Source organism: Paracoccus sp. BR5-17 (assembly GCF_055693925.1).
The window spans coordinates 479020-490917 of the sequence record NZ_JBVFUV010000003.1 but is presented as its reverse complement, the minus strand read 5'-3'; the positions used below and the strand labels follow the sequence as shown (position 1 = coordinate 490917).

Annotated in this window: 11 protein-coding genes; 8 read left to right on the top strand and 3 right to left on the bottom strand. The window is 66.8% G+C overall.

Annotated features, from left to right (window positions below):
* Positions 1 to 21 precede the first annotated feature (21 nt).
* Positions 22 to 1059 carry a polysaccharide pyruvyl transferase family protein gene (locus ACZ1HC_RS03690; protein WP_472698812.1) on the bottom strand — a complete coding sequence of 346 codons (1038 nt, stop codon included), beginning with the start codon at positions 1057 to 1059 and terminating at the stop codon, positions 22 to 24.
* A 30-nt stretch (positions 1060 to 1089) separates the two neighbouring features.
* A complete protein-coding gene (locus tag ACZ1HC_RS03685) occupies positions 1090 to 1998 on the bottom strand; it encodes a glycosyltransferase family 8 protein (protein WP_472698811.1) in 909 nt (302 codons plus the stop codon).
* A 148-nt stretch (positions 1999 to 2146) separates the two neighbouring features.
* Here ACZ1HC_RS03685 and ACZ1HC_RS03680 point away from each other — a divergent pair, with 148 nt between their 5' ends.
* Positions 2147 to 2935, top strand: a complete 789-nt coding sequence (locus ACZ1HC_RS03680) for a hypothetical protein (RefSeq protein ID WP_472698810.1) — start codon at positions 2147 to 2149, stop codon at positions 2933 to 2935.
* Entirely contained in the window at positions 2932 to 3786 is an 855-nt protein-coding gene (locus tag ACZ1HC_RS03675; RefSeq protein ID WP_472698809.1) for a glycosyltransferase family 2 protein, read from the top strand. Before ACZ1HC_RS03680 ends, ACZ1HC_RS03675 begins: the two co-directional genes overlap by 4 nt.
* On the opposite strand, the gene ACZ1HC_RS03670 is transcribed toward ACZ1HC_RS03675, so the two are convergent.
* Entirely contained in the window at positions 3787 to 4443 is a 657-nt protein-coding gene (locus ACZ1HC_RS03670) for a peroxiredoxin (RefSeq protein WP_472698808.1), read from the bottom strand.
* 151 nt (positions 4444 to 4594) lie between these two features.
* On the opposite strand from ACZ1HC_RS03670, the gene ACZ1HC_RS03665 reads away from it, so the two are divergent.
* The 6 genes from ACZ1HC_RS03665 (at position 4595) to ACZ1HC_RS03640 (ending at position 11840) form a co-directional block, all read left to right on the top strand.
* Positions 4595 to 6034: an aldehyde dehydrogenase family protein gene (locus ACZ1HC_RS03665; RefSeq protein WP_472700772.1), complete on the top strand. Its 1440-nt coding sequence runs from the start codon at positions 4595 to 4597 to the stop codon at positions 6032 to 6034.
* Between the two features lie 101 nt (positions 6035 to 6135).
* Positions 6136 to 6873, top strand: a complete 738-nt coding sequence (locus ACZ1HC_RS03660) for a flagellar motor protein MotB (protein ID WP_472698807.1) — start codon at positions 6136 to 6138, stop codon at positions 6871 to 6873.
* 68 nt (positions 6874 to 6941) lie between these two features.
* Positions 6942 to 8258, top strand: a complete 1317-nt coding sequence (locus ACZ1HC_RS03655; protein ID WP_472698806.1) for a flagellar hook protein FlgE — start codon at positions 6942 to 6944, stop codon at positions 8256 to 8258.
* Positions 8259 to 8272: 14 nt separating this feature from the next.
* On the top strand, positions 8273 to 9727 hold the full coding sequence (gene flgK / locus ACZ1HC_RS03650; RefSeq protein WP_472698805.1) for a flagellar hook-associated protein FlgK: 1455 nt from the start codon (positions 8273 to 8275) through the stop codon (positions 9725 to 9727).
* Between the two features lie 2 nt (positions 9728 to 9729).
* Positions 9730 to 10740 carry a hypothetical protein gene (locus tag ACZ1HC_RS03645; protein WP_472698804.1) on the top strand — a complete coding sequence of 337 codons (1011 nt, stop codon included), beginning with the start codon at positions 9730 to 9732 and terminating at the stop codon, positions 10738 to 10740.
* The gene (locus ACZ1HC_RS03640) at positions 10737 to 11840 is read left to right on the top strand and encodes a flagellar basal body P-ring protein FlgI (protein ID WP_472700771.1); all 1104 of its coding nucleotides are present in this window, start codon (positions 10737 to 10739) and stop codon (positions 11838 to 11840) included. The genes ACZ1HC_RS03645 and ACZ1HC_RS03640 overlap by 4 nt, the downstream gene beginning before the upstream one ends.
* The last annotated feature ends 58 nt before the right edge of the window (positions 11841 to 11898 follow it).

Genomic DNA, 11898 nt, shown 5'->3' with positions numbered 1-11898 from the left:
CGGGGCCTTTTGCATTGCCGCCTATCGTGCGCGTCCCCAGGCCCTGCGCCGTCGCTTCCATGCCTTGAACCGCCTGCGCAGCCCCTCGATCCGGCCGACGGGGGGAATCAGGTTTTCCCTCAGGGCGGGATCGGCCGGCGCCGAGAGGGCTTGGGCGAACTGTGCGTCGAAATCGGCAAGAGAGGCTATGGCCGCGTCGCGGATCAGCGCCGCCTTGTCCCGTGCATCCGGCGAAAGGCACCGGGCAAGAGCCGCCACAAGGCTTTCGTCACTGACCCTGTCGGTATCGAAGACCTCGGGCCAGCCCAGCTTCTCCGCCTGCCGCGTGACCTTGTCGCCCCCTGCGACAGGATCGATGGCAAGCACCGGGATGCCGTTCTTCAGCGCCAGCACCATGCCGTGAAGCCGGGTCGTCAGCATTGCATCAAGCCGGCGGCAGATCGCCTCGAACTCGGCGCCGCTGGAGATGCCGAAGCGGTTGGTCTGGACCGGCGTGGATGTGTCCATCTCGATGAAGGCCACACCAGAATCGCGGATCAGCTGACGCAGCTTCAGCGCGGCCAGATCCCCGCGCCGCCGCCCGCCATATTCGCGCTGTGCGCTGGCAAGGCACAGGCCGACCACCGGCATGGGCCTGGTCGGCTCACGAAAGCTGAGATCGGCGCGCACGGTTCGGTCGCTGTCGCGTTCCAGCAGAACCTCGAACGGATTGAAGTCGCGCAGGCTTTCGACCATCGTCAGGTTGACGCCGATATGAACGCAATGCTTGAACCGGCCGAAGATCGCCTGGTGCTGCACCGCCATCCGCGGCGTGAAAGGGCCGCAGATGACGATCAGATGCGTATAACGCGACGGATCAACCGTGTGCTTGTCCAGCCAGGAGGCGTCGATGGACAGAGGGGCGTCCGTATAGGGGGACACGTCGTAGCCCATTCCAAGGGCATCAAGCCTCGTCTGGACCTGGTGCAGAACTTCGACATCGCCAACGGTGGAAAAATGCCCCACCAGCAGCGCACGCGCACCGCTGCCTCCGGGACGAAAGGAACTGCCGGGCGTCATGTCGATCTCCTGCAAGGCGTCATGGGGCTGTCAGGTCGGGCGCAGGTCGGGAAAGGCGTGCAGGAAGCGCCGCAAGGCCAACCGATAGGCCAGCTTCGCGCGGCCGCGGGACGACCAGATGTCCCAGCCCCCCTGCCGCCACGGCTTTTCCGGCCCGTGATAATGCAGGATGCGGATGCCGCCGGGCATGGCCCCATCCACGGATATCCCGTTTCGCGCCAGATGGTCGCGGTGCTTCCTGATCCGGCCCCAAGACGCGTTCCATCCCAGGTCCAAGTGGACGACATTGCCCCGGAACAGGGCGTTCAGATGGTCCTGGTCCCCGTGGCTGCACGCCGATGCCGCGACAACGTCCATCATCCGTTCCATCACCGCCGGTTCTGCGCGCAAAGTGTCGCAGTTCAGCAGCATGACGCCGGCGTTGAAGTAGTCCCTGGCGGGAACGGGGTCCATCATCCCGCGGATCTCGGCCAGCCTGGCTTCCCGGGCGCCGGTCCTTCCGCTCGGGTCGGCAAGCCAGTGGGCGACGGTATAGTCGTGCACGACGCCGGCATAGGCCCGGCCCAGGTCCAAGCGGAACAGAGGCGCCACGTCGCCGGTCACAAGCGTGTCGCCGTCGATGTACAGAACGTGGCCGTCCAGCCGGCCGGGGATATGGAGACGGCCCATGGTTGCGGCCGAGATATAGCCCTGCGGGCCATGCGCGCCTTCAAGAAAACCGCTGCTGATGTCCAGACAGTGTAACGTGACCTGGGGGTTGCCCGACACGACCTTGCGGACATTCACCCAGTCCGCCGCCTGAAGTCCGTCGCCCCAGAAATGCAATTGGGCCGGGCCACTCAGGTGCCGAAGCAGACTCCAGACCGATACCAGGGTCGGTTCAAGAAAGCCGCGGTCGGTCACATAGGCAACCTTGGTTGTCTGGATCGGGTCGGTCACTGCAAGGTCCGTGAGATCGCATCGGCACCCAACCATACGGGCGCGGACGCCGCCGGGCAACATCGCTGCCGCATCTGCGGCCGGATCATGGATTGCAGGCGGGATGCTGGCTGGCGTATCGGGAGAAAGGCGAAGGAAAGGACGACAGATGACGGCGGACCCCCAGGCCCTGATCCTGACGATCAAGTGGGGCACGCTTTATTCGGCTGCGGATGTGAACCGGCTGGCGGCCCAGGTCCGGCGGCACCTGGCGCGGCCGCATCGCTTCGTCTGCTTCACCGATGATGCCGCCGGCCTGGATGCGGGGGTCGAGGCGATGCCCCTGCCCGAGCTGGGCCTGGCCCCGGGACATGCCGATCTGCGCTGGCGCAAGCTGGGGCTGTTCCGGCGCGACCTGGGGGGCCTGACGGGGCAGACGGCGCTGTTTCTGGATCTGGATCTGGTCGTGGTGGACGATCTGGGGCCGTTCTTCGACCTGCCGGGGACATTCTTCATCATCCGCGACGACGACCTGTTCCGCCCCAAGCCGCTGCGGCGGATCAACCCCGCGCGGGACCGCTTTCTGCACAGCGTCGGCAATTCCAGCGTGTTCCGATACCGGGTCGGAGACCACGCCTATATCCTGGACGCCTATCTGGCCGATCCGCAGGCGGCGGTGCGCCAGTATGAGATCAGCCAGCAGTTCCAGACCGCGCAACTGGCGGCGCATGGACACCTGCACTACTGGCCCAAGGGCTGGTGCGTCAGTTTCAAGAACCATTGCGTGCCGCGCCACGTCGCCAGCTATCTACGCGATCCCGCCCTGCCGGCCGGAACCAGGATCGTCCTGTTCGCGGGCGCGCCGAAGATGGAGGATGTCTTCGCCGGGCGCGGCCACAAGTGGTATCGCCGCATCGGCAGGATCGACTGGCTGCGCCAGGCCTGGGATCAGGCATGATCTCGGACGCCTTCCGCGCCTTCAAGCACCGCCGCAGGCTGGCCCGCGCCAGGGCCGAGATCGCCGCCCGCCCCGATGGGCGGGGGCGTGCGCACGGTCTGCCCGCTCCGCTGGTGGTGTCGCTGACCAGCTATCCGGGGCGCTTCGCCACGCTGGGCCTGACGCTGCAGGCGATCCTGCGCCAGTCCGTCCGGCCGGACCGGGTGATCCTGTGGCTGGACGACGGCCACGAGGCGCTGCTGCCCGCCGACGTGCGCGCGCTTGCCGGGCTCGAGGTGCTGACCTGCCCGAACTGGCGGTCCTACAAGAAGATCGTCCCGACCCTGCTGGCCCACCCCGAGGCCTTCGTGGTGACGGCCGATGACGATGTCTATTACCCGGCCGACTGGCTGGAGAGGCTGGTCGCCGCGGCGGGGCAGGGCGCGCGCGTTGCCTGCCACCGTGCGCACCGGATCACGCTGCGCGACGGTTTTCCCGCGCCCTATGCCCAGTGGCACCGCAACGTCGATGCGCCCGAATCGTCGCCCCTGACCTTCCTGACCGGGGTCAGCGGGGTGATCTACGCGCCCCGGGTCCTGCACCCGGACGCGACGCGCAGCGACCTGTTCCTTCGGCTTGCGCCGCGTTCGGACGACGTGTGGCTGTACTGGATGCACCGCCTGAACGGGGTCGAGGCGCAGAAGATCGGCGGGCGGATCCGCATCCTGGAATGGGAGGGCAGCCAGGCGCAGAGCCTGCGGACCGACAACCTGCAGGGAACCGGCAACGACCGGGCAATTGCCGCCATGATCGCCCATTACGGCTGGCCCGGCGCGGATCGCGCGCCGCGGTCCGCGCCCTCTGCCCGCTGATCAGGCCGGGTCTTTGGCAAACCGCAGATAAGGCAGCTTGATGTCCAGCGGGCCAAAGCGTTCCTCGGCCGCCTTGTCGTCAAGGGACAGGGCCACGATCACGTCCTGACCCGGAACCCAGTTGGCGGGCGTGGCGATGGGAACGCCATCGGTCTTTTGCACCGCATCCAGGGCGCGCAGGATCTCGGCGAAGTTGCGGCCGATGGACATCGGATAGGTCATGGTCAGCCGGATCTTCTTGTCCGGCCCGATGATGAACACGCTGCGCACAGTGGCCGAATGGGCGGGGGTGCGGCCCTCGGTCGGCAGATAGTAGTCGGCGGGCAGCATGTCGTAGGCCTTGGCAACGGTCAGGTCCCGGTCGTCGATCATCGCGAAGTTGGCGGGCGCGCCCGCCACGGCCTCGATGTCGCGCTTCCACTTGCCGTGATCCTCGACCGAATCGACCGAGACGCCCAGGACCTTGGTGTTGCGCTTCTCGAATTCGGGGACCAGTTGGGCAACCGCACCGAACTCGGTCGTGCAGACAGGCGTGAAGTCGCGCGGATGGCTGAAGATGATGCCATAGCTGTCGCCCAGCCAGTCGTGGAACCGGATCTCGCCCTCGGTCGAGGGGGCGGTGAAATCGGGGGCGATGTCGTTGATTCGCAGGGACATGGGATGCGTCCTTTCAGGTCGTTGCGGCTGGAACATAGGCGCAAACCGCGGGATTGCCAAAAGCTATCGGCCCGGACGAACCGCATTTACAAGGCCATCCGGGCGTTCCACCTTGGGCAGGACATCAAGGAAGGGGAACGCGATGACCGGCCTGCTGGACAAGCGCAAGTTCTACATCGACGGCGCCTGGGTGGATCCCGCCCGGGGCCATGACCTCGAGGTGATCGACCCATCGACCGAGGAGGCGGTGGCGGTCATCAGCCTGGGCGACCAAGCCGACACCGACCGGGCGGTGGCGGCGGCCAAGGCGGCCTTCGCCTCGTGGTCGCGCACCGAACCTGCCGAACGGCTGGCCCATGTCGAAAGGATCCTCGAGATCTACACCCGCCGGGCGCGGGACATGGCTTGGGCGATCAGCACGGAAATGGGGGCGCCGCAGGACATGTCCCTGGACGACCAGGTTGCGGCGGGAACCTATCACACCCAGAACTTCATCACGGCCTTCAGGGACTTCCGGTTCATCCGGCCGCTGGGGGATCACGCCCCCACCTCGATGGTGGCATGGGAGCCGGTGGGCGTCGTGGGCCTGATCACGCCCTGGAACTGGCCGATGAACCAGGTCACGCTGAAGGTCATTCCCGCGATCCTGGCCGGGAACGCCTGCGTGCTGAAGCCGTCCGAGATCGCGCCGCTGTCGTCCCTGCTGTTCGCCGAGATCCTGGACGAGGCGGGGCTGCCCCGGGGCGTCTTCAACCTGGTCAACGGCGACGGGCCGGGGGTGGGGACGCAACTGTCCACGCACAGGGACGTGGACATGATCAGCTTCACCGGATCGACCCGCGCCGGCATCGCCATCACCAAAGCCGCGGCCGACACCTTGAAGAAGGTCGTTCTGGAACTGGGCGGCAAGGGCGCCAACATCGTCTTTGCCGATGCCGACGAACAGGCGGTGGCGCGGGGCGCGCGGCACTGCTTCTATAACAGCGGCCAGTCCTGCAACGCGCCGACCCGGATGCTGGTGGAACGCTCGATCTATGATCGCGCGGTCGAGACGGCCGCCAGGGTGGCGGGGGAAACCGCCGTCGCAAGCGCCCATCAGCCCGGCAGCCATATCGGCCCGGTCGTCAGCAGCCAGCAGTGGCAGAAGATCCAGAACCTGATCCAGAAGGGTATCGACGAAGGGGCGCGCCTTGTGGCGGGCGGCGCCGGGCTGCCCGAAGGGGTCAATCGCGGCTATTTCGTGCGCCCCACGGTCTTTGCCGATGTCAGCAACGACATGACCATCGCCCAGCAGGAAATCTTCGGCCCGGTCCTGTCGATCATCCCCTTCGAATCCGAAGAGCAGGCGATCGCCATCGCCAACGACACCCCCTATGGCCTGACCAACTATGTCCAGTCGCAGGACGGTCCGCGCCGCAACCGCGTGGCGCGCCGCCTGCGCTCGGGGATGGTCGAGATGAACGGCCAGTCGCGCGGCGCGGGATCGGCCTTCGGGGGCGTGAAGATGTCGGGCCGCGCGCGGGAAGGCGGCGTCATGGGGCTCGAGGAATTCATGGATTCCAAGGCCATCAGCGGCTGGCATCGCGACTGAGGCGCACGGCTCGCCCATAATGCCTTGCATTTGAGGGGTCGGCTTGTCCCGGGGCCGACTTGCCGCGACATTCCGTCGATACGGTCGAAGGCGGAATGGCGATGGCAAGGCAGAAGGGGGCGGCAGGCCCCACGATCATGATCAGGCGGGTGACCGCTTCCGGCGAAGGCGGCCATCACGGCGGCGCCTGGAAGGTCGCCTATGCGGATTTCGTGACCGCCATGATGGCCTTCTTCCTGCTGATGTGGCTGCTGAGCGCCACGACCGAACAGCAGCGCGCGGGCTTGGCCGATTACTTCGATCCGACCATCGTGCGCACGCCCGGATCCTCGGGCGAGGGGGTCGAGCAGCAGGGGAAGGACCCGTCCGAGGCATCTCTCGAACAGGTGGCCCAGGAAATCGAACGCGCCCTTCGCGCCAGCGGCGGCGAATCGCAGCAGCTGACGAACCTTCTGCGCCATGTCGTCACCCGCATGACCGACGAGGGGCTGGTGATCGAACTGGGCGACCTGACCGACGAGCCCCTGTTCGTGGACGACACCGGCCAGCCGCAGCCGGTGCTGTCTGAACTGACGCGGATCATCGGCCGGGTCATCGCCAGGACGCGCAATTTGGTCGCCATTTCCGGACATGTGCGGGCCTACCCGGAAACGCTGGTGACCTCTCCGGTCTGGGCGCTGTCCGACGCCCGCGCCCATGCTGTGCGCAACCTGCTGGAGGCGTCGGACCTGGACGCCCAGCGGATCCAGCGGGTCACGGGCTATGCCGACCGCAAGAGCAAGACCGGAAACCCGATGGATCCCGCCAACAACCGGATCGAGGTGATTTTACTCAGATAGCCGGGGCGGTTAGGCGAATCTTAAGCCCTGGCATGGATGATCCGAGTCGAACGAGGAAAGGTGATCCCATGTCAATGTCTTCCGCAATGAGCGCCGGCGTCTCGGGGCTGGCGGCCAATTCCACCCGTCTGGCGACGATTTCGGACAACATCGCGAACTCGGGCACCTACGGCTACAAGCGGATGGAGACGGACTTCAACTCCTTCGTGCTGGCCCAGAACCGCATCGCCGGCTCCTACTCGGCGGGCGGGGTGACGGCCGCCACGAAACGGCTGATCGAGGATGACGGGGCGCTTTCGACCACCTCGCATCCTCTGGACATCGCCGTGTCGGGCCGCGGGATGCTGCCTGTCACCTCGGCCGTGGATCTGGATAACGGCTTCACAGACATGCCCTTCATGATGACCCGCACGGGCTCATTCCGCACCGATTCCGAAGGCATCCTGAAGACGCAATCCGGCCTTGTGCTGATGGGATGGCCCGCGCAGGCCGACGGAACCGTGCCCCTCAATTCGCGCGACACGGTCGGCGGGCTTGTTCCGATCCAGATCAGCGCCAACCAGTCGGCGGGCGATCCCACAAGCCAGGTTTCCCTAGGCGTCAACCTGCCCGCGACGGAAACGCAGCCCACCGCTTCGGGCGACCCGCTGGCCTTGAAGATCGAATACTACGGCAATCTGGGAACCTCCGAATCGCTGGACATCACCTTCGTGCCCGACACCTCGGATCCCACCGGCATGTCGAACACCTGGGTGATGGAGGTGCGCGATTCGGCGACCGATCCGGCGGCGAACCTGGTGGGGTCTTACCGTATCACCTTCGACGACACGCAGGCGAAGGGCGGCAGCATCGCCAGCGTCACGACGCTCAGCGGCGGTGCCTATGATCCGATCACCGGCGCGATCGGCCTGGGCGTCGGGGGCGGCGCGATGGACCTGGTCATCGGCACGCCCGGTGGCACGACCGGTCTGCGCCAGCTCTCGGCCAAGTTCTCGCCCACCAACATCAGCAAGAACGGCTCGCCGGTCGGCAACCTGACCACGGTCGAACTGGATTCGGACGGCTACCTGAAGGCGACCTACGACACCGGCTTCGTGAAGACCCTGTACCAGATCCCGCTGGTCGATGTGCCAAACCCCAACGGTCTGGCCTCGGTCAGCGCGCAGGCCTTCACGATCTCGCCAACCTCGGGCAGCTTCTTCCTGTGGGATGCGGGCGACGGGCCCACGGGCACGCTCCAGGGCTACGCGCTTGAGGAATCGACCACCGACGTGGCCGAGGAACTGACCCACCTGATCCTGACGCAGCGCGCCTATTCGTCGAACGCCAAGATCATCCAGACCGTCGATGAAATGCTGCAGGAAACCACCAACATCAAGCGCTGAAAGGGCCTGATGAGATGAGCATCGCGCGCGCCTTGGGGAATGCGATGTCGGGGCTGACGGCCACCGCACGCGGAACGGAAACCGTGGCGGCAAACCTGGCCAATGCCTCGACCCCTGGCTATGCCCGGCGGGATCTGGTTATCACCGCCCAGACGGCAGGCGGCAACGCAGGCGGCGTGCGCGTCGATGGCCTCACCCGGGCCGTCAATGCCAGCGTCCTGTCCGAATCGCGCCTGGCCGAAGCTGCCCGCGCCGATGCGGCTGCGCGTCTGGCCTTCACCCAGCAGATCGAGGATCGCATGGGCATCGCCGGCAGTCCCGGCAGCCTGGGCGCTGCGCTGACCGAACTGCGCACGGCCCTGACCTCGGCCGCCAGCCGCCCCGACGACGAGATCCGCCTGACCCAGGTGGTGGACAAGGCCCAAGTCTTGGCCAGCCGGCTGGGGGCGGTTTCGGCGCAGGTTCAGGCGGCCCGCACCGCCGCCGATCAGGCGATCACCCGCGAGGTGGGGGTGCTGAACAAGTCGCTGGCCGAGGTTGTCCATCTGAACCGCCGTATCGCCGTGCTCGAGGCTGACGGTTCGGATCCTTCGGCGCTGATCGACCAGCGGCAGGGGATTATCAGCGAGATCGCCAAGATCGTGCCCGTGCAGGAAGTGACCCGCCCTGCAGGCGGCGTGGCCCTGTTCACCGCCGAGGGGGCCGTCCTTCTGGATGGCAGCGTGCCCACCGACCTGTCCTTCACGGCGGCGGGTCAGGTGACCGCGGCGCAGGAGGTCGGCACGGGTCTGGCGCTGCTGACGCAAAACGGGACCGAGCTGACACGGTCGCAGATGCGGCTCTACGCAGGGGGCTCGCTGGCTGCGCATTTCGCCATCCGCGACGACTTGGCCCCTGCGGTTCAGGCATCCCTTGACGATCTTGCCTATGATCTGCACGAACGGCTGGCTGACCCCGCGGTGGATGCGACGCTGGGGGCGGCATCGCCGGGCCTTTTCACCGATGGCGGCCTTCGTGCCGCCGTGGCGGACAAGCAGGGGCTGGCCGGCCGGATCAGTGTCAACAAGGCTGTCGTCGAGTCAGACGGAGGCGCCGTGTGGCGGTTGCGTGCCGGTTTGCAGGCTGGCGCCGAAGGACCCGTCGGCGAATCCGCCCTTCTGGTCGCGATCTCGGGCGCCCTCGAGCGGGCGGTCGCGGCGCCCCCAGGCACCGGCTTCACCGGCAAGGCCGCACTGGCCGAACGCCTGGGCAGCATCGAGGCACAAGTCGCGACAGCGCGCGTCAACGCCCAGTCCGAAGCTGCCGTTCGCAACGGTCAGGCCGACACCATCTGGTCGCGCCTGGCCGCAGACGGCGTGGACAGCGACGCCGAGATGCAGCGTCTGCTGAAGTACGAGCAAGCCTATGCCGCAAACGCGCGGGTCATTCAGGCCATCCAGACGATGATGGATCAGATACTGGGGATATGACGATGACGGTGCAATCCATCGGAGACCAGGCGCGAGCCTTTGCCATGCAGGTAGCGTCGAACCGGATCAAGACCACCCTGGGCACGCTGACCGCTGAACTGGCCAGCGGCGAGGTCGCCGATCTGGGCGCCAGGCTGCAGGGGAACACACAGGATCTGGCCGCGATCGAAGCCCGCCTGTCCCTGCTGGGACAATTTGAACGCAACGCCACCGAGGCTGCTGCCCACGCCCAGGGCATGCAGGACGCCCTGGGCGCGGTGCACGCGCTGACCGAGGCGACGGGGCGGAACCTTTTCCTGGACCCGGCGGCGGTGACGGATGGCGTCATCACCGCGCAAGGGACTCAGGCGGCCTCAACGCTGCAGGCTGTGATTGGCCAGCTGAACGGCTCTGTCGGGCAACGGTTCCTGTTTTCGGGCATTCACAGCGACACCCAGCCGCTGTCGTCGGCGAAGGTCATCCTCGATGCCCTGGCGCCCCAGGTGGCTGGCCTGTCCTCTGCCGCCGATGTGGCGCAGGCGGTTTCGGTGTGGTTCGACGCGCCGCCCGGAATGGGCGGCTTTGCCGATGTCGCCTATCACGGCGGTCCCGGCGACCATCCCATGCCGATCGGAGAAGGCGTAACGGTTGCCCTGGCCACGACCCCGCTAACGCCTGCCGTCCGCGACAGCCTGAAGGGCCTTGCGACAGCGGCCCTGATTGACAGGGGCGCGCTTGCAGCCAACGGGGCTGAAAAGCGGGCGCTGCTGGCAATGGCGGGCAAGGCGTTGCTGGACAACGGGCCGCGCGTCATCGCGGAAATGTCCACCATCGGTCATACCCAGCAGATCATCACAAGCGCGCAGACTGAAGGCGGCGCCGCAACCGCCACCCTTCAAAGCGCGCGCAACCTGCTGCGCGAGGCCGATCCCTTCGCGACCTCGGCCGCCATTTCCGATGCCGAGACGAGGCTGCAGACGCTGTACTCGGTGATCGGGCGCCTGTCGCAACTCAAGCTGGCGGATTACATCTGATGCGGCGCATTTTGTTGGTGATCCTTGCCGTCCTTCTGCCCTTGGCTGCCGCGGCGGCCCCGGTTCGCATCAAGGATCTGGCAGATTTCGACGGCGTGAGAGGCAACGACCTGGTGGGCTATGGGCTGGTGGTCGGGCTGGACGGCACGGGCGATGGCTTCCGCAATGCCCCCTTCACCGAAGAATTGCTGGCCGGTCTGCTGGAACGGCTGGGTGTCAACGTGACGGACGAGGCGCTGCGATCGCGCAACGTCGCGGCCGTGGTGGTGACGGCGACGCTGCCCCCCTTCGCGCGGTCGGGCAGCCGGATCGACGTCAACGTGTCCACCATCGGCGACGCCAAGAGCCTGCTGGGCGGCACGCTGGTGATGACGCCGCTGAAGGCCGCCGACGGCAACATCTATGCCGTGGCGCAAGGATCGATCATCGCCAGCGGTGCCGCAATCGGGGGCGAAGCCGCCCGTGTGGTCGAGGGTGTGCCGACCGCGGGGAAGATCCCCGTCGGCGCCCGCGTCGAGCGCGAGGTCGAATTCGACTTCGCCAGCATCCAGAACATCCGCGTGGCCCTGCGCAACGCGGATTTTACCACCGCGACCCGGATCGAGGACGCCATCAACCGCGACTTCGACCGCCGCGTTGCGGTGACCCAGGACAGCGGCACCGTGCTGGTGGAGTTCCGCGAGTTGGGTGACGTGAATCCCGCCCGCGTGCTGGGCCGCATCGAGAACCTGACCGTCGAGCCGGAGGATCGCGCGAAGGTGGTGATCGACCACAAGTCCGGGACGATCGTGATCGGCGAGCGGGTGCGCATATCGCGGGTCGCGGTGTCGCAGGGCGCGCTCACCCTCAGCGTCAGCGAGGCGCCCATGGTGTCGCAGCCGAACCCCTTCGCCCGCGGCGAAACCGTCGCCGTCCCCCGCACCGTGGCCGAACTGCGCAATGAGCCGGGCATCGGCTTTGCCGAGGTGGCAGGAGAAACCTCGCTCAGTGACCTGGTCGAAGGGCTGAACGCCTTAGGAGTCAGGCCGCGCGAGATGATCGATATTCTCAAGTCCATTCATGCGGCAGGAGCGTTGCACGCCGATCTGGTCATCGAGTGACGGCGGGTTTTTTTCTTCGCCGGCAAGTGACAGCGCCCCTTTCATGGCATAGAGCGAG